Raw genomic sequence first — 16,493 nt, 5'->3', positions numbered from 1 at the left:
CGGAGCAATGCCGGAGGGAGGGGACCCCGAAGGGGCCGGAACCAGGAGCAAACGGTTTGCTTACTTTGCCAAGACAAAGTAAGCCGGCCCGAAGAGGGTCGGAACCTCTCCCAAAGCCAATCACCGCCCGCAAGAACAACACGATCCCAATTACCCAATTACCCAAGCCCCGAGCCTACGGCCAATGGCTGATAGCAAATAGCTGTTGGCTGGCGTTAAATACCCGTTGATAACAAAAATATCAGCAGGGATCAGGGATCATGACCGACAGCGTATCGTCTGCAGGGAAGCCGGCCATGGCCGGCGCGCAGGCTCAAGCGACACCTTCCGTATTTTCGTATGGCCTGCCACTGGGCCAGAGCCTGGCATTTGTTCTGTTACTGGGCGCCATGGCGTTCACCGACCTGGCGCTGTGGCTGACCGTGCCACTGGCCCTGGCCCTGGCCCTGATCTGGTGGCCGCACCTGCGCAAGCACCAGGTGCCGTCAGGTCCGGTCGACACCGCACCCGGCGACATCGCCGGGCTGACCCGCGACTTGTCCTTCACCACCAGCCACAACGCCTTGTCAGCGGCCAGCGTGGCCTTTTCCGTGCGCCAGTTGTCGGCCAGGGTCCAGTCGCAGCTCAAGGCCGCCGAACAGGTGGTCAGCAACGCCGAAGTGATGATCGCCACCGAGCAGCAGACCGCCCAATTGAGCCAGCAGGCCCTGGCGGCCGCCAGCCAGGCCCGGCACAGCAGCGAAGCCGGACGCAGCGTGCTGGTCGAGTCCATCGAGCGCATGCACCGCCTGAGCAAGAACGCCGTCGACAGCCGCCAGGTGATCGAAGCCTTGAGCTTGCGCAGTGAAGAAATCCAGCGCGTGGCCCAGGTCATCCAGTCGATTGCCAGCCAGACCAACCTGCTGGCGCTCAATGCCGCCATCGAAGCGGCGCGTGCCGGTGAGCACGGGCGCGGATTTGCCGTGGTGGCCGATGAGGTGCGCGGGCTGGCCAAACGCACCGCCACCGCCACCGAAGAGGTCGGGCAGATGGTCAGCGATATCCAGCAGCGCACCGGCCAGGTGGTCGAGCAGATTCGCCTGCTGACCGACGATCTGGACAGCGGCGTGCGTCAGGTCGAAGGTACCGGCCAGCAGCTCGAACACATTGCCCGTCTGGCGGCCGGGGTCGAGCGCCAGGTCAGCGAGATTGCCCAAGGCGCGCAGATCAATCAGGAGCAACTGGCCAGCCTGTTCGTGGCCGTCGAGCAGATGCGCGGCGACCTGGCGGTCAGCGACCAGCAGACCCGGCACCTGGCCCAGGCGGCGGTGCAGATGGAAGGCCAGGCCGAGACCATCAGTGAACGCTTGGCCGAGGTGGGCCTGGATGACTACCACCAGCGCATCTATGACCTGGCGCGCGAAGGGGCCCGGCAGATCGGCTTGCGCTTCGAGGCTGACATCGAGCAGGGCCGGGTCAGCCTCGATGACCTGTTCGACCGTCACTACCAGCCGATCGCCAATACCGTGCCGCCGCGCTTTCATACCCGTTTCGATCGTTACACCGATCAGGTCCTGCCCGGGATCCAGGAGCCGCTGCTCACGCGTCATGAAGGCCTGGTCTTTGCCATTGCGTGCACCCAGCACGGGTATGTGCCGACCCATAACACGGCGTTCAACCAGCCGCTGACGGGCGATCCGGTGGCAGACACCGCCCATAACCGCAGCAAGCGCAAGTTCGATGATCGCACCGGTATTCGTTGTGGCAGTCATCAACAACCGGTGCTGCTGCAAACCTACACCCGCGACACGGGCGAGTTGATGCACGACCTGTCGGTGCCGGTCATGGTCAAGGGGCGGCATTGGGGTGGTTTGCGCCTGGGCTATCGACCCGAGCGTGTGTAAGGCACGGCGGGTCGTGAAGTCGTGGACTACAGGCCTTGTCGACAAGAAGGGCCTGAAAGTTCCCGTGAGTGGTTATAAGTGATTGATTAACGGACGTTCCAGAGATCGCCAGGTTTTACACGCAGATTTATATAATGTTTCTTTTTGTGTGGGAAATTTCCGAAATATTCATCCTCTATTGACTGCCGTCTTCAACTGAGCAAGCTGTTTATAAAGCGCCTTTAAAAACGCTTATCAATAGTTTGGCATCAGCGGTATCTAAGGATGGATATAGGATGAATAAGCAAGTCTATGGCAGTGGGGCCATCGCGCCCCTTCAGGCCCTGCAAAGGCGGGTCACTGTACGGGTCGGCCTGTTTTTCGATGGCACTGGCAATAACCGGGTCAACACCCGGATCGGCGCGGCGTGCCGCGCGGGCATGGCCCGGGGCAAGGTTGAACACAGCCGCGCGTGCGCCGGGCGCCATGCGCGTCCCGACAGCAGTTACAGCAATGAATTAAGTAATATCGCCTGGTTGTTCGAGTTGTACCGCGACCAGAAAACCGCCTGCCAGCACAATGGCGGATGGCGGGTGAGTGTGCCGCTGTATATCAGCGGCGTGGGCACGCACTCCGGTGGCCGTGACTCGTTGTGGCCGGGCCTGAGTTTCGGGCGCGGGCATACCGGCGTGCTGGCCAAGGTGGAGCGGGCCCTGGTCAAGCTTGAAGCGGCCCTCAAGGCATTTGCCCTGGACAATCCCGACTGTGTCATCGAAGCACTGGAACTGGATGTGTTCGGCTTCAGCCGGGGCGCCGCGTCTGCCAGGCACCTGGTCAATGAGGTGCTCAAGCAGGCCAAGGGCGATCTGCAGACGCTGCTGGCCAACCGGGAGCTGTCCTGGAGCACGGACTTTGCCTGGGAGCGGGGCAGTGTCCGGGTCAAGGTTATCGGCCTGTTCGACACCGTGGCGGCCATCGGTGGCTGGCGCGACCTGGGAAATGTGCGTGATGCCAACAACCGTCGGGTCAATCTTTACCTGCCGCCTGATTGCGCCGAGCACGTGCTGCATCTGGTGGCGCGTGACGAGTCGCGGCGCAACTTTGCGCTCAACAGCGTCGCGCCGGTCTGGCCGCGTGAAATCGTGCTGCCGGGAGCGCATTCGGACATTGGCGGCGGCTATCCGGCACACATGCTCGAAGAGGTATTGATTACCCGGCCGCGCACCAGTGTGATCGGTCGCGACGTGGCATTCGAAGACTGCACCGCCTGGCAGCAAGCCACCGATGAGCTGCACGCCATGGATCGCGATGAGTGGATCGATCCGCTGGATTGCGACGCCTGGCTGGGCGTGGAGGGTTCGCAGGTGTCGCGTTCGGGCTGCGGCACCGGGTTTGGCAGTCGTCTGGTGATGGCGGCGGTGTGTTTGCGGCGTCCTGTGTGGGGGGATCTGGCGCGCGTGCACTTGCGCATCATGCATGCGCTGGCCTGTGACGAAGGGGTGCCGCTGGAGCCGCTGGAGAATATCGAGGCGTTGGCGCTGGTGCCGCCGCTACAGGACATCGCCCAGCGCCTGCTCGGTCAGGCCCGTGGCGACACTCAGGGACTGACACCCGGACAGGAACGCCTGTTGCGCTGGCACTATATCCATCACTCGGCGCATTGGAGTCCGATCATCGGCACGTTGGGAAGCCTGGGCAAAGGACTGTTTGTCCATGCGCCACAGCCGGGCGGCAGGACGGTGCATCCCAATGTGGCGCTGCCAGGTTATCCGCATTGATGGCCTGGCCGGCCCCTGATGCAGGGACCGGCTGGTGTTCATCAACCCTGCTGCACGGTCGCCGGTTGCGCGTGCAGGCGCAGGTTCAGTTCATCGACGATGGGCGCCCATTCGGCGTCCATGCGCAACTCCTCCTTGAGAAAGGCGGCTTGTTGCGGGGTCCAGAACTCAGCGTCGATCAGTTTGACGTCATCGGGCAGCCTGTGGGCGGTTATAAAGTTTTCGATGCTGGCTTCATCTGCATCAAGGCCTAATTGCTCGAACAGCTTTTCCAGGCTTGGGTTTACCGGTTCCATGTGATCTCCTCGCGTGACGTGATGGCTGTTCACTATCGGAGCACAGACCTGCGCGGGAGTTCGATCAATGTGGCAGACGGCCGCCGGGTAGCCAAATGCTATGAACTGCCTGCAGGCTCGGGATGTCATTGTTTGAGAGAGTCGGTAGAATCGCCGCCGGCCTCGCGCCGTAATCAGGAGTTTCAGCCGTCGCACATCAGGAGTGAGCATAATTATCGTTGGCCGGTGGACAGGCTCCAGTCGGTCTATTTTCATTTGGTGAGGGGTTTGTACTTTGGCTGTAAGTAACCTGGATACGCACGCTTTATTCGTGCTCGGTGATCTTCGTGCAAAGTTGGTGAAGCTGTTTCAATCGCGCTTTGTCTATGTCGCTGAGCAATCGCCCGATGGCGTCTACATGGCCGAGATCGACACCGAAAGCAACCTGGTGGTCGATGACAAGCCACGCCTTGAACTCAAGGTCGGTGATCATTTTCGCGCCGCCGTATTGCCCAGCCGTGAAGGGGGCAAATTCGAGCTGCGTTTTCGTGACGTCAAGAAGACGGTCTACGGCCTGGGCGAGTACGCGTTCGTCGAAGTGCCTGAGGGCCACGGCATCGTGTTCAAGGAAGGCCAGGGTGTAGTGCTGGTGTTTGCCGCCCATGAGCAGATCCAGACCGGCCTGTCCAAGGTGCTCAAGGCTGCCGTGGGCAAGGCCGCCAAGTGGCGCAAGGGTGAACTGACCTTTCGCGCCAGCGAGTGAGCGTGCCTGCGCCGTTCAGGGTCTGTGCTCCGGACGGTCGCCACTGACCTCCGGCGGTACGGCGTCACCGGCCATGCGCTGGCGAAACAGGCTGGTGCGTGCCAGCAGCAAGGTGGTGACCGGTACGGTGATCGCCAGCAGGATGGGAATCAGCCAGGCGTGTACCACCGGCCCCGATTTGAGCGCTGAAAAGTACAGGATCGAGGCCAGTGCCACGCACCAGGCGCCCAGGGTCGTGGCCAGGGCCGTGGGGTGCATGCGCTGAAAGAAATCCTTCATGCGCAACAGGCCCAGGGCGCCGGTCAGGGTGAACAGGCTGCTGGTCAGCAGCAGGGCGGCGGTGAGTATTTCCACCCACAGCGGTAGCTCTTGCAGGTTGATCATTCGATCACCTCTCCGCGCAACAGGAATTTGGCCAGTGCAAACGAGCCGACGAAACCGAACAGGGCAATCAGCAACGCCGCCTCGAAATAGGTGTCGCTGGCATAGCGTATGCCCAGTACCAGCATCATCAGCATGGCGGTGATGTATAGGTAATCCAGCGCCAGCACCCGGTCCTGGGCCGACGGGCCCTTGAACAGGCGCACCAGGGTCAGCACCATCGCCAGGGCGAAAATGCACAGGCTGGCCAGAATGGCATTTTCCAGCAAGGCACTCATTGGAAGATCTCCATCAAGGGGCGCTCATACGTGGCTTTGAAGTGCGCGATGAATTTTTCTTCGTCGGCGTCTTCAAGATCGAATACATGCATCAGCAGGATGCTGCGGTCCAGGGCCAGTTCCGACCAGACCGTGCCCGGGATGACCGTGCAGACCATGGCCAGCGCCGCGAGACCCTGGGCATCACGCATGTCCAGCGGCACGCTGACGAAGGCCGAGTGTGGGGGCCGGCGCTTGAAGGTCCATACAGTACGGGCCACTTGCAGGTTGGAGTGCAGCACTTCCAGGCCGACCCGCAGAACGAAGCGAATCAGCGTGCCAGGCTTGCTGATGCGCACCGGCATGGGCCGCAACGAGGCGAACATCAGCGGTGCCAGAAAGCCCAGCAGGGCACCCAGCAGCAAGTGACCAGCACTGAGCGAGACGTTCAGCACCAGCCACAAGGCCCACAGGGCCAGCGAAAGAAACGGGGCGGGAAACAGTCGTTTCATGGTTGTACCTGTGACGTCTGGACCAGCGGGCCGGGTACCGGGCGGGTGGCCATCACCGATTGCACATACTGCAGCGGCTCATGCAGGGCGGCCGCCGTGTCCTGGGTATAACGCAGCAGCGCCTCGGCCTTGAAGGTCAGGGCCACGCAAATGCCCAGCAGGATGACGATGGGCAGGTACTCGCTGTGGCGCAGCAAGGGCGGGGCTATCTCGTAAGGGGTCCAGAAACGCTGCACGCCCAGCCTGACGAACGACATCAGCGAGGCCAGCCCCGAGAAAATCAGCAGGCTGATCAGCAGCCAGGCCTGGACCGACAGCGGTTCGTCCTGCGCCACGTTCAGGCCCAGCGGGTTGAGCAGGGCGCTGAGCAGGGTCAGCTTGCCGATAAAGCCTGACAACGGCGGCATGCCAATGATCAGCAGCGCGCACGCCACAAAGCACAAGCCCAGGAACGCCATGGTCATGGGAATCACCTGGCCGACCACGATGTTCTCTTCTTCGTCCAGGTTGCTGCCCCGTGGCGGGTGCAGGGACTCCAGGTTATGCGGCAACTGGTCGACTTCCTCCTCGTCGCTGAACTGATTGGCCGAACGCGAGCGCTCGATCAGTTCGCCCAGCAGGAACAGGGCGCTCAGCGCCAGGGTCGAGCTGACCATGTAGAACAGCGCGCCGCTGGTCAGGCTCGGCTGGCCGAAGCCGATGGCCGACAGCAGGATGCCGGCCGACACCAGAATGCTCAGGCTGGCCATGCGCTCCAGGCGCTGGGCGGCGATGATCGCGACGGCCGCCGTGACGATGGTCACCATGCCGCCGTAGACCAGCCAGTCGCCGCCAAAGTACGCCGAGTCGTCGGCGTGACCGGAAAACAGCAGGGTCCACAGGCGCAACACGGTGTAGATGCCGACCTTGGTCATGATCGCGAACATCGCGGCCACCGGCGCACTGGCCGCCGAATAGGCCGGCACCAGCCAGAAGTTCAGCGGCCACATGCCGGCCTTGGCCAGAAACGCCGTGGCCAGGATCGCCGCACCGGCATGCAGCAGGCCACGGTCGGCCTCGGCCACCTGGGGAATCTTGACCGCCAGGTCGGCCATGTTCAGGGTGCCGGTCACGCCATAGATCAAGGCCGCACCGATCAGGAACAGCGACGAGGCCAGCAGGTTGATCGCCACGTAATGCAACCCCGCCGAGACCCGTGCCCGTCCCGAGCCATGCAGCAGCAAGCCGTAGGACGCCGCCAGCAGCACCTCGAAGAACACGAACAGGTTGAACAGGTCGGCGGTCAGGAAGGCGCCATACAGGCCCATCAGTTGCATCTGGAACAGGGCGTGGAAGCTGGCGCCGGCCTTGTCCCAGCGGGCCAGGGCAAACAGCAGCGCACACACGGCGATGATGCCGGTCAGCACCAGCATCAGGGCCGACAGGTGATCGACCACCAGCACGATGCCGAAGGGGGCTTCCCAATTGCCCGGCATGTACACGCCGATCGAGCCCATGGTGCCGGTCTGCTGCACCGACATCAGCAGCCGGATCGAGACGCCCAGGCCGATCAGGGTCGAGAGCAGGTTGATACGGGCCTTGAGTGGCCGGTGTTTTTCGCCCAGCCAGAGCATCAGCCCGGCGGTCAACAGAGGCAGCAGGATCGGGATGACGATCAGTTGATTCAACGCACTCATGCCTTGGGCTCCCGACCGTCGACATGGTCAGTGCCGGTCAGGCCCCGCGAAGCCAGCAGCACCACCAGAAACAGCGCGGTCATGGCAAAGCTGATGACAATGGCGGTCAGCACCAGGGCCTGTGGCAGCGGATCGGTGTAGTGGAGCAGGTCCTGCGGCACGCCGTCCTTGATGATCGGCTCCTTGCCGATGAACAGGCTGCCCATGCTGAAGATGAACAGGTTGACGCCGTAAGACAGCAGGCACAGCCCCATGATCACCTGAAAGGTCCGCGGGCGCAGGATCAGCCAGACCCCGGAGGCGGCCAGCACACCGATGGCAACCGCAATCACTTCTTCCATTTACAGGGCTCCTTTTGCTGAGAGGGCGGGCGCCGAAGCGGGTATGGAGGGATTGGGCGTCGACGGTGCGGGATCAGGACTGGCTACCGGCTTGGGCAGCAGGGTTGGACGATGGCTGCGCACCGACTGGTGGGCCAGGGCGGTGAGGATCAGCAGCGTCGAGCCCACCACCACGGCGTACACGCCGATGTCGAAGAACAGCGCACTGGCCACATGGATCTCGCCCAGGACCGGCAGGTCGAGGTGCGCGGTGTGGGTGGTCATGAACGGATAACCCAGCGCCATCGCGCCCAGGCCGGTGAGCACCGAGCACAAAAGGCCAGCGCCGATCCAGCGTTGCGGGCGCAGGCTCATGTGCGCCTCGACCCACTGGGTGCCGGCGACCATGTATTGCAGGATGAACGCCACCGACATCACCAGGCCCGCGACAAAACCACCGCCTGGCTGGTTATGGCCGCGCATGAACAGGTACATCGACACCATGAACGCCACTGGCAACAGCAGGCGCACCAGCGCGGCCGGCACCATCATGAAGCCCAGTGCAGTGTCGCTGGCGCTGCGCGGGTTGACCAGGTCGGTGACCACGTCGCGGGCCAGCAGGCGCTGCTGGGACGGCAGCGGGATGCTTTCCTTGGGCGGGCGGAAGCGGCGCAGCAGGGCGAACACGGTCAGCGCCACGATGCCCAGTACGGTGATTTCGCCAAAGGTGTCGAAGCCGCGGAAGTCCACCAGCATCACATTGACCACGTTGGTGCCGCCGCCCTCGGGCAAGGCCCGGCTCAGGTAGAAGGACGAGATCATGTTGGGGGTCTGGCGGGTCAGCATGGCATACGACAGCACGGCCATGCCGGCACCGACCAGGATCGACAGGCTCAGGTCGCGTATGCGTCGGCCGCGGGCGCGCAGGCGGGTGCTGACCGGTGGCGGCACATCCTCGCTGCGTCGCGGCAGCCAGCGCAGGCCCAGCAGGATCAGCACTGTGGTGACCACCTCGACCACCAGTTGGGTCAGCGCCAGGTCGGGGGCGGAGAACCAGACGAAAGTGATGCAGGTCATCAGGCCGCAGACGCTGACCATGATCAGGGCGGCCAGGCGATGGTATTTGCCTTGCCAGGCCGCGCCCAGCGCACAGGCAATGGCGATCAGCCAGAGCGTGACGAACACCCCGGAGCCGGGAATCTTGGGCCGGTCGCCCCAGCTCAGGCCACTGGAGTACAGCGGCATGAAGCCCAGGGCCAGCGCCGCCAGCACCAGCAGGAACAGTTGCCGCTGCAGGCGCCGGGTGCTCACCTGGCGCTCGAAGCGCCGTGCCCAGTGCATCACCATGACCAGGATGCGCTCGAAATAGCGCTTGCCATTGAGGCGGCCGATCAGCGGCGGCTGGCTGAAACGGTCGTGGCGGAACGATTTGCGCAGCAGCAGGTACAGGATGATGCCGCCGGCCATGGCCACCAGGCTCATGATCATCGGGGTGTTCAGGCCATGCCAGATGGCCAGGCTGTACTCGGGCAGCTCGCCGCCCACCACTGGTTGCGCCGCCGCCGCCAGCAGCGGGGCCACCGACTGGGCCGGGAAAATGCCGACTATCAGGCAGGTCAGCACCAGGAACTCGACCGGCAGGCGCATCCAGCGTGGCGGCTCGTGCGGGGTGATCGGCAGGTCCTTGGCCATCGGGCCGAAGAACACGTCCGCGGTGAAACGCAGCGAATAGGCCACGCTGAAGGCGCCGGCAATGGTCGCCACCACCGGCAGCGCCAGCTCGACCCACAGGGTGGAACTGATGAACACGGTTTCGGCGAAGAACATTTCTTTGGACAGGAAGCCGTTCATCAACGGCACGCCCGCCATCGAGGCGCTGGCGACCATGGCCAGCGTCGCGGTGTAAGGCATCATTCTGAACAGCCCGCTGAGCCGGCGAATGTCCCGGGTACCGCTTTCGTGGTCGATGATGCCGGCGGCCATGAACAGCGAGGCCTTGAAGGTGGCGTGGTTGAGGATGTGAAACACCGCCGCCACCGCCGCCAGCGGGCTGTTCAGGCCCAGCAGCAGGGTGATCAGGCCCAGGTGGCTGATGGTCGAATAGGCCAGCAGGCCCTTGAGGTCGTTCTGGAAAATCGCTGCATACGCTCCCAGCAACAGGGTGCAGGCGCCGGCCCCGCTGACGATCCAGAACCATTGCTCGGTGCCCGACAGCGCCGGCCACAGGCGGGCCAGCAGAAACACTCCGGCCTTGACCATGGTCGCCGAGTGCAGGTAGGCCGAGACGGGTGTGGGGGCTGCCATGGCGTGGGGCAGCCAGAAATGGAAGGGAAATTGCGCGCTCTTGCTCAGTGCACCGATCAGGATCAGGGTCAGCAGCACCGGGTACAAGGCATGGGCGCGAATCGCATCGCCTGCTTCCAGCACCCGGTCCAGGTCATAGCTGCCGACCACATGGCCGAGGATCAGCATGCCCGCCAGCAAGGCCAGGCCCCCCGCGCCGGTCACCAGCAAGGCCATGTAGGCGCCACGCCGGGCGTCGCTGCGGTGGTGCCAGTAGCCGATCAGCAAGAATGAAAAGAGGCTGGTCAGTTCCCAGAAAAACACGATCTGGATGATGTTGCCGGACAGCACCAACCCCAGCATGGCGCCCATGAACGCCAGGAAAAAGGCAAAGAAACGTGGCACCGGATCGTCGGGTGACATGTAGTAGCGCGCATACAATGACACCAGCGCCCCGATGCCCAGCACCAGCATGGAGAACAGCCAGGCAAAGCCGTCCATGCGCAGCACAAAATTCAGGCCCAGGCTGGGCAGCCAGAAGTACTCCTCGCGTATCATGCCGCCATCGACAATCTGTGGATACCACAACGCGACCTGAAGAGCGCCGGTCAGGGCAACCAGACCGGCCAGGAAGGACTCGGCGTTACGGGCGTTGTGCGGCAGAAAAGCCGCGATACAGCTGCCGATGAAAGGCAGAAGCAGGAGAACTATCAGGGACATAGGCTTCTTATCTGCGAAGAAATGTTAAGCATCATACGTGCCAGAGCGTGCATGGCCAAACGCGCACTTGTCGAATTTTCCTACAAAACATGTCGGCAAAGTCGGTTTCAGTCTCAAATCGACGAACGGGTCGATCCGTGATGAAGGCTACAAAGCAGGCACAGAGCTATCAGCTACGACCCCCAGGAAGCCCTGAAGGTGCCGGGCCATAGCCGGAAATATCGGCAAGCGACCTGCGCGCTCGTGCAGCCTGTCAAAGCGCTGTTGTACCGCGCAGGCATTACAGTCGGGCATGGGCCCGATAGCCAAGGTGCTCAAAGGGGATCTGCCATTGAGCACGGCAGTTGTTTATCAACGTTTCGCAGCACCCTGTTCAACCATGGCGCGCCAGGTCTGAACGCTGGGTCGCGCCTGCATCCTGGCGTGCCATGCGCGCAGCGAGACACATTCCTCTGGCACAGGCAGTTTCACCAGCGAGGCGAAGATCATGCCGCCGAGCACGGCGATGTCAGCCATCGAGAATGTATTTCCGGCCACGAAGGGCTGATGCTGCAAAAGCGTGTCGAAATAGCGCATGCCCCGGATGGCCTTCTCACCCATCCTGGCGCCCCACTCGGCATTCTGGTACAGCTCGACCTTGGGGCCCAGACCCGCCGTGGCGTGATGGAAGTAGGTACTGACCGCATCGAGGAATTCAATCTCGGCGCGCTTGGTCATCATGTGGATCAGGCCTTGTTCCAGGGCGGTTCTGCCTGTCAGCGTCGGGTCACCGTCCAGGTTATCCAGATACTGGGTGATCGCAGTGCATTCAGCGATCAGCACCCCACCCTCAAGCTCGAGCACCGGAAGGGTGCCCGAGTAATTGATGGCCAGAAACTCTGGCGTCTTGTGCTCGCCGGTCCAGAGATTGACCGGTACGAATTCAACCTTCGACAGCAGCCCTTTTTCGGCAAGTGCAATACGTACCCGGGCCGGATAGGGGCCATCGAACCAGTCATGAATCTTCATTGGAGAGATCATCGAAGCGTCTGTAGGGGGCTGTGAAAAAGTCATGTCAAATTACCTGCCTGTCAGTTGGTAGGCAAAGAGTGTGCTCGTTTTTTGAGTGTGTCAACCCCTACCTGTCAGTTGGCAGGTTTGCATGGGCGGCGTAGAATTCGCCTATCGATGTGTCAGCAAAATCCAGGCGAGGGTTACAGCGTGAGCGAAAATGCTCGAGAAGCGATTCTGGCGGCGGCTAAATCAGCGGCCCAGTTGCACGGTTACAGCGGCATCAATTTCCGCAGCATCGCCGAAGAAGTCGGTATCAAGAACGCAAGCATCTACTACCACTTTCCCAGCAAGGCCGATCTGGGGGCGGCGGTTGCACAGCGCTACTGGCAGGACACACAGGGCATGCTCGAAGACATACGTGCCGCTCATCCCGATCCGCATCGGTGCCTGCAGCTGTACCCGTCGATCTTTCTCAAGTCATTGAGGGACGGCAACCGGCTTTGCCTGTCCAGCTTCATGGCTGCCGAACATGAAGACTTGCCTGACAAGGTCTCGAAAGAGGTCAAGGCATTTGTAGAGGTCAACGTCAAGTGGCTGGCTGCGGTATTGATGGAGGCAGGCTGCAGTGACGCGCGCGACAGTGAACATCGAGCCCTTGCCATCTACACCGCCGTTGCCGGTGCGCAACTGGTCGCACGCACCTGTGCCGACACTCAGGTGTTCGATCAACTGATGATGACTTACCGCAAGGCAGGCCTGATCCCGGGCTGATGGCGCGCAGCCCATGCCGGTTCAGGCGTTGCCTTCATATATGGACAGGGGCTGGGCCTGACAGGTCTTTGAACAGCGTGGCACTGCTCGAAGGGGTTGAACCGGTTGCAGGCGCAGCAGCTTTCACAAATTGATGCCCGGCAGTGGCCGTGTCCTGCCGCAAGGCTGTGAATCTGGCACCCCGGCCACCGGGCAGGCGCTCGTTCAGGTCCGGCGAGGCGCCGGCCAGCATGGAAAACAGCGTGGTCAGGCGTGGCTGTTGGGCGCGCCACTGGCGAATCATGTCGAAGGTGGAAGGTTTGGCAGGACGCTTGCCGGCCAGGCGTATCTCGTTAAGCGTGAACGTTCCACTGTCGTCATAGGCAATGGCAGTGAGTAACTCCGGGCGAAGACCTTTGAACGGATTGGGCCCCGTGCCATTTTCAAAGTCCGTGGCTTTTCTGGCCCGGGCCAGTAGGTGCGGATCTTCTGTGTCTGGCCGCTGCGCATTATCTTTTCCGCTGGACTTTATATAATCGGCCGGCCAGAGTTCATTCATGGCGGCTGTAAATCTTTGTCGCAAACCCTCGCGGCTCAAGGTGTTTTCACGTTGCTCTGCGCGTTGCAAGGCTTCACTCAATTGGCGGGAGGCCGGTGAAATGTGATTGGCCTCACCCAGAGAGGTGAGTATTGAGGAGGGCATTTTATTGGCGGTGTGGGTCTTTTCCTGTTGTGCAGCGTTAAGGGCCAAACACTTGGCAGGCAGCGACGAGTCGGAAATCTTCATGTCGATCATGAGTGCTCCATCTAACGAATGTTGTCTGGAAAAATGTTCTCAGGTTTTATTGTGAACAGGCAGTTATAGGCCACTCGACAGAACGTCGGCAGAGAACGCCTGGTCATTCAGATATAAGGAAACTCGCTCACTTATAGGCTCAAACGGCAGTCTGGCTGTATTGGCCTGAAGTTGTTTCTCGCCGTTGCAAAGTGTTGCGGGCTGATTGGATAGTGGTATGAGTTGAAGCGCTTGGCTATAGGCTTTTTTGATTGAGGTTGTAGGATTTTTCTTTGAATTCAATTAATGAATAAAGATTCCGATAGGTTGGCGTTGGCGCGTTTTTCACTGACACAGCGCCAAGGCGGAACGCTGTCGCGCAGCAAACCTGGGGCCGGGTAGGAGCGCGCTTGCCCGCGACCGAGTGCGCAGCGCTCGCAAAATCTCGGAAACGCTGAAAGTTCATGACTGATACTTTTGCGAAACGCTGAAAGTTCATGATCGATACTTTTGCGAAACGCCACAAATTTACGACTGCTAACGCAGCCGGTCGCGGGCAAGCGCGCTCCTACAGTGGTTGTTTTGACGAAAGCCACCCTTTGTCGCGCAGCAAACATGGGGTCCAGTAGCGCGCTCAATCGCGGTGGTCCGGCATTCCGGCAGAGCCCCCTCCGACAACGGGCTGTTCATTGTCCTGCTCTGCCGGGCGCTTGCGCAGTTCGCTGACGATCACGCCCAGCACGATCAGGGCGCCGCCCAGCAGCGCCAGGCCTGGCAGGCGCTCGCCGGCCAGGCGGCCGACGATGCCGGCCCACACCGGCTCGCCGGCGTAGATGACCGTGGCGCGGGTCGGCGAGACGCTTTTCTGTGCCCAGTTCATTGCCACCTGGATCACCGCGCTCATGGCGCCCAGGCCCAGGGCGGTGCCCAGCAGCAGCCAGGAAAAATCGGGCAGGCGCTCGCCGGTGGGCACCACCATCAGGAAGGCCAGCAGCGAGGCGGTGGCCAGTTGCACCACGGTGACCCGGCGCACGTCGACCTGGCCTGCGTAGGCGCTGATCATGATGATTTCGGCTGCAATGGCCACGGCGCTGATGATGGTGGCGATTTCGCCAGGGCTGAAGTTCAGCGCAGCGCCTTCAGGGCCTGACAGCAGCATCAGCCCGGTGAAGGCCAGGGCAATACCCAGACTCGGCATCAGGCCGGGGCGGCGACCCAGTATCAGCCATTGCAGCAACGGCACGAACGGTACGTACAGCGCGGTGATGAACGCCGACTGACTGCTGGGGATGGTTTGCAGGCCCACGGTCTGCAACCCGTAGCCGAGCATGATCGCCACCCCGATGAACACCCCGGCACGCAGCTCCAGCGCCGTCAGGCCGCGCATGACGTTCATCGAGCACAGCGCCACGATCGCCGCGGCAGCGGCAAAGCGCAGGCCGACGAAAAACATCGGCCCGCTGACGGTCATGGCGTGCTGCACCAGCAGGAACGTGCCGCCCCAGAGCATGGTGATAAAGATCAGGACAGCTTCTGCCTGGCTGACGCGCGGCAGGCGGCGAGGAAGTTTCATGGCGGTACCGGACAGGAAGGCTTGCAGGAGCAGGAAAGAGCGACTCACACTGTGTCGCAAAGTTGGGCAGTATAATGCGCAATGGTCTTGAGTGAGCACCCTTATGCACAAAGAAAATTCCCCGCGCCCGCCTGTGTTGCAACACGTCAGCCACAACGTGCGTCGCCTGCGCAATGCCGCCGGTATCAGTCAGAGCGCCCTGGCCGACAAGTCCGGGGTCAGCCGGCGCATGCTGGTGGCCATTGAGGCCGGCGAGAACAATGTCAGCCTGGCGACCCTGGACCGGGTGGCCGAAGCCCTGGAAGTGGCCTTCAGCGACCTGATCCAGGCCCCGGAGCTGCGCGATCACAGCCGCATCAATGAGCTGGCCTGGGCCGGCACCCGGCCGGGCAGCAAGGCAGTGCTGTTGTCCAAGGCCACGGCCCGGCGTGAAGTGGAGCTGTGGGAGTTCACGCTGGAGCCGGGCGACCACTACGACTCCGAGCCGGACCCCGACGGCTGGAGCGAACAGGTGTATGTGATCGAAGGCCATTTGCGCCTCACGCTGGGCGGGCGTGAACCGTCACAGCAGGTTGGCCCCGGCGAGTTCTTCATGTTTCCCAGTAACCAGACCCATGTGTTCAGCAACGACGGTACGGTGCTGCTGCGTTTCGTGCGCAACGTGGTGCTGTAACGACCAGGCCCGAGAACGGCTTCAGGACGGGTCAAGCAAGCGTGGCCCTGGTCCCTGGCTGGCCAGTGTGTCACCCCAGTTGCGCAGCGGGCAGGCCTGCATCGACAGGCAGCCGCAACCGATGCAGCCGGTCAACTGGTCACGCAGGTCGGTCAGGCGCTGGATGCGCTCGTCCAGTTCGGTTTTCCAGCGCATCGACAGGTTTTCCCAGTCTTCAGCTGTCGGGGTACGGCCCTGGGGCAGGGCCTCAAGGGCTGCGTGAATCGTGGCCAGTGGAATGCCCAGTCGTTGGGCCACCTTGATCAAGGCCACCCGGCGCAGCATCTCCCGGGCGTAGCGACGCTGGTTACCGGCGTTGCGCTGGCTGCTGATCAGGCCTTTGCTCTCATAGAAATGCAGCGCCGTGACCGCCACGCCACTGCGTGCGGCCAGTTGTCCGACGCTTAGCAAGGGGTGAGGGCTGCCAGTCGATGGCTTGTTCATGGAGTTATTTCGCGCTTGACCTCAAGTTAACTGGAGGTTTTACCCTGCGCAGCCATGACCTGCAACTATCCGGAGCCATGACCCATGGAGATGCCCATGCCTGCCTACAGCCAATCTGTCGAATTCAGCGTCGACCCACGCCAGCAAGCGGCTCTGGTAACCGCATTGACCTGGGTGGATGAGCAGTTCACCTCGACGTGCCCCGGCTTCATGGGCGCCAGCGTGCAGGCCAGCGAAGACGGGCAGCGGGTATTGCATCAGGTGCTGTGGCAGTCGCGTGAGTCGTGCGAGGCAGCACTGCGCAACCTCGAGGCCGGCGTGCCGGATGTGCAAGCGCTGACCCGCCAGCATCGTGTACAGGCGGCGCGCTTTTCCAGTTATCAGGTGGCCAGCCAGACCACGCCCCGGACGTGAGTGGC

At 62.1% G+C, this 16,493-nt stretch carries 17 protein-coding genes; 6 read left to right on the top strand and 11 right to left on the bottom strand.

The window, feature by feature from the left end; genetic code table 11:
• Positions 1–260: 260 nt before the first annotated feature.
• Together ASF84_RS17870 and ASF84_RS17865 are read left to right on the top strand one after the other, a co-directional pair.
• Entirely contained in the window at positions 261–1,883 is a 1,623-nt protein-coding gene (locus tag ASF84_RS17870; RefSeq protein WP_056840132.1) for a methyl-accepting chemotaxis protein, read from the top strand.
• Positions 1,884–2,158: 275 nt separating this feature from the next.
• Positions 2,159–3,640, top strand: coding sequence for a T6SS phospholipase effector Tle1-like catalytic domain-containing protein (locus ASF84_RS17865; protein WP_056840131.1), 1,482 nt, complete (start codon positions 2,159–2,161; stop codon positions 3,638–3,640).
• 41 nt (positions 3,641–3,681) lie between these two features.
• Here ASF84_RS17865 and ASF84_RS17860 read toward each other — a convergent pair whose 3' ends face one another.
• Complete coding sequence (locus ASF84_RS17860; protein WP_056840130.1) at positions 3,682–3,936, bottom strand: DUF2789 domain-containing protein; 255 nt, start codon at positions 3,934–3,936, stop codon at positions 3,682–3,684.
• Between the two features lie 274 nt (positions 3,937–4,210).
• Here ASF84_RS17860 and ASF84_RS17855 point away from each other — a divergent pair, with 274 nt between their 5' ends.
• Complete coding sequence (locus ASF84_RS17855) at positions 4,211–4,678, top strand: hypothetical protein (RefSeq protein WP_056840129.1); 468 nt, start codon at positions 4,211–4,213, stop codon at positions 4,676–4,678.
• 15 nt (positions 4,679–4,693) lie between these two features.
• Here the strand turns inward: ASF84_RS17855 and ASF84_RS17850 are convergent, their stop codons facing one another.
• From ASF84_RS17850 to ASF84_RS17820, 7 genes are all read right to left on the bottom strand, one after another.
• On the bottom strand, positions 4,694–5,062 hold the full coding sequence (locus ASF84_RS17850) for a Na+/H+ antiporter subunit G (protein ID WP_056840128.1): 369 nt from the start codon (positions 5,060–5,062) through the stop codon (positions 4,694–4,696).
• Positions 5,059–5,337, bottom strand: a complete 279-nt coding sequence (locus ASF84_RS17845; RefSeq protein ID WP_056840127.1) for a K+/H+ antiporter subunit F — start codon at positions 5,335–5,337, stop codon at positions 5,059–5,061. The genes ASF84_RS17850 and ASF84_RS17845 overlap by 4 nt, the downstream gene beginning before the upstream one ends.
• Positions 5,334–5,828 (bottom strand): Na+/H+ antiporter subunit E, encoded by a 495-nt coding sequence (locus ASF84_RS17840; RefSeq protein ID WP_056840126.1) that lies wholly within the window; start codon positions 5,826–5,828, stop codon positions 5,334–5,336. The genes ASF84_RS17845 and ASF84_RS17840 overlap by 4 nt, the downstream gene beginning before the upstream one ends.
• Entirely contained in the window at positions 5,825–7,504 is a 1,680-nt protein-coding gene (locus ASF84_RS17835) for a monovalent cation/H+ antiporter subunit D (protein ID WP_056840125.1), read from the bottom strand. Before ASF84_RS17835 ends, ASF84_RS17840 begins: the two co-directional genes overlap by 4 nt.
• Positions 7,501–7,845: a Na+/H+ antiporter subunit C gene (locus ASF84_RS17830; RefSeq protein ID WP_056840124.1), complete on the bottom strand. Its 345-nt coding sequence runs from the start codon at positions 7,843–7,845 to the stop codon at positions 7,501–7,503. Before ASF84_RS17830 ends, ASF84_RS17835 begins: the two co-directional genes overlap by 4 nt.
• A complete protein-coding gene (locus tag ASF84_RS17825; protein WP_056840123.1) occupies positions 7,846–10,827 on the bottom strand; it encodes a monovalent cation/H+ antiporter subunit A in 2,982 nt (993 codons plus the stop codon).
• Positions 10,828–11,178: 351 nt separating this feature from the next.
• Positions 11,179–11,835 carry a glutathione S-transferase gene (locus ASF84_RS17820; RefSeq protein WP_177339472.1) on the bottom strand — a complete coding sequence of 219 codons (657 nt, stop codon included), beginning with the start codon at positions 11,833–11,835 and terminating at the stop codon, positions 11,179–11,181.
• 192 nt (positions 11,836–12,027) lie between these two features.
• Between ASF84_RS17820 and ASF84_RS17815 the strand changes: the two genes are divergently transcribed.
• The gene (locus ASF84_RS17815) at positions 12,028–12,591 is read left to right on the top strand and encodes a TetR/AcrR family transcriptional regulator (protein WP_056840121.1); all 564 of its coding nucleotides are present in this window, start codon (positions 12,028–12,030) and stop codon (positions 12,589–12,591) included.
• A 34-nt stretch (positions 12,592–12,625) separates the two neighbouring features.
• Here the strand turns inward: ASF84_RS17815 and ASF84_RS17810 are convergent, their stop codons facing one another.
• Positions 12,626–13,366: a hypothetical protein gene (locus ASF84_RS17810; RefSeq protein WP_056840120.1), complete on the bottom strand. Its 741-nt coding sequence runs from the start codon at positions 13,364–13,366 to the stop codon at positions 12,626–12,628.
• 613 nt (positions 13,367–13,979) lie between these two features.
• The gene (locus tag ASF84_RS17805) at positions 13,980–14,918 is read right to left on the bottom strand and encodes a DMT family transporter (protein ID WP_056840195.1); all 939 of its coding nucleotides are present in this window, start codon (positions 14,916–14,918) and stop codon (positions 13,980–13,982) included.
• 103 nt (positions 14,919–15,021) lie between these two features.
• On the opposite strand from ASF84_RS17805, the gene ASF84_RS17800 reads away from it, so the two are divergent.
• Positions 15,022–15,591 carry a helix-turn-helix domain-containing protein gene (locus ASF84_RS17800; protein ID WP_056840119.1) on the top strand — a complete coding sequence of 190 codons (570 nt, stop codon included), beginning with the start codon at positions 15,022–15,024 and terminating at the stop codon, positions 15,589–15,591.
• Between the two features lie 21 nt (positions 15,592–15,612).
• Here ASF84_RS17800 and soxR read toward each other — a convergent pair whose 3' ends face one another.
• Positions 15,613–16,074 (bottom strand): redox-sensitive transcriptional activator SoxR, encoded by a 462-nt coding sequence (gene soxR, locus ASF84_RS17795; RefSeq protein ID WP_056840118.1) that lies wholly within the window; start codon positions 16,072–16,074, stop codon positions 15,613–15,615.
• 96 nt (positions 16,075–16,170) lie between these two features.
• On the opposite strand from soxR, the gene ASF84_RS17790 reads away from it, so the two are divergent.
• Entirely contained in the window at positions 16,171–16,488 is a 318-nt protein-coding gene (locus tag ASF84_RS17790) for an antibiotic biosynthesis monooxygenase (protein WP_056840117.1), read from the top strand.
• Positions 16,489–16,493 lie beyond the last annotated feature (5 nt).

The sequence above is a fragment of the Pseudomonas sp. Leaf127 genome (assembly GCF_001423155.1).
Taxonomy (GTDB): domain Bacteria; phylum Pseudomonadota; class Gammaproteobacteria; order Pseudomonadales; family Pseudomonadaceae; genus Aquipseudomonas; species Aquipseudomonas ovata.
This window is presented reverse-complemented; position numbering and strand designations above follow the sequence as displayed.

Excerpts from the sequence above, each read along its gene's own strand:
- ASF84_RS17845 (WP_056840127.1), bottom strand. The coding sequence starts at position 5,337 with ATGAGTGCCTTGCTGGAAAATGCCATTCTGGCCAGCCTGTGCATTTTC.
- ASF84_RS17830 (WP_056840124.1), bottom strand. The coding sequence starts at position 7,845 with ATGGAAGAAGTGATTGCGGTTGCCATCGGTGTGCTGGCCGCCTCCGGG.
- ASF84_RS17870 (WP_056840132.1), top strand. The coding sequence starts at position 261 with ATGACCGACAGCGTATCGTCTGCAGGGAAGCCGGCCATGGCCGGCGCG.
- ASF84_RS17860 (WP_056840130.1), bottom strand. The coding sequence starts at position 3,936 with ATGGAACCGGTAAACCCAAGCCTGGAAAAGCTGTTCGAGCAATTAGGC.
- ASF84_RS17825 (WP_056840123.1), bottom strand. The coding sequence starts at position 10,827 with ATGTCCCTGATAGTTCTCCTGCTTCTGCCTTTCATCGGCAGCTGTATC.
- ASF84_RS17840 (WP_056840126.1), bottom strand. The coding sequence starts at position 5,828 with ATGAAACGACTGTTTCCCGCCCCGTTTCTTTCGCTGGCCCTGTGGGCC.
- ASF84_RS17790 (WP_056840117.1), top strand. The coding sequence starts at position 16,171 with ATGCCTGCCTACAGCCAATCTGTCGAATTCAGCGTCGACCCACGCCAG.
- ASF84_RS17805 (WP_056840195.1), bottom strand. The coding sequence starts at position 14,918 with ATGAAACTTCCTCGCCGCCTGCCGCGCGTCAGCCAGGCAGAAGCTGTC.
- ASF84_RS17850 (WP_056840128.1), bottom strand. The coding sequence starts at position 5,062 with ATGATCAACCTGCAAGAGCTACCGCTGTGGGTGGAAATACTCACCGCC.
- ASF84_RS17835 (WP_056840125.1), bottom strand. The coding sequence starts at position 7,504 with ATGAGTGCGTTGAATCAACTGATCGTCATCCCGATCCTGCTGCCTCTG.
- ASF84_RS17810 (WP_056840120.1), bottom strand. The coding sequence starts at position 13,366 with ATGATCGACATGAAGATTTCCGACTCGTCGCTGCCTGCCAAGTGTTTG.
- ASF84_RS17865 (WP_056840131.1), top strand. The coding sequence starts at position 2,159 with ATGAATAAGCAAGTCTATGGCAGTGGGGCCATCGCGCCCCTTCAGGCC.
- soxR (WP_056840118.1), bottom strand. The coding sequence starts at position 16,074 with ATGAACAAGCCATCGACTGGCAGCCCTCACCCCTTGCTAAGCGTCGGA.
- ASF84_RS17820 (WP_177339472.1), bottom strand. The coding sequence starts at position 11,835 with ATGAAGATTCATGACTGGTTCGATGGCCCCTATCCGGCCCGGGTACGT.
- ASF84_RS17800 (WP_056840119.1), top strand. The coding sequence starts at position 15,022 with ATGCACAAAGAAAATTCCCCGCGCCCGCCTGTGTTGCAACACGTCAGC.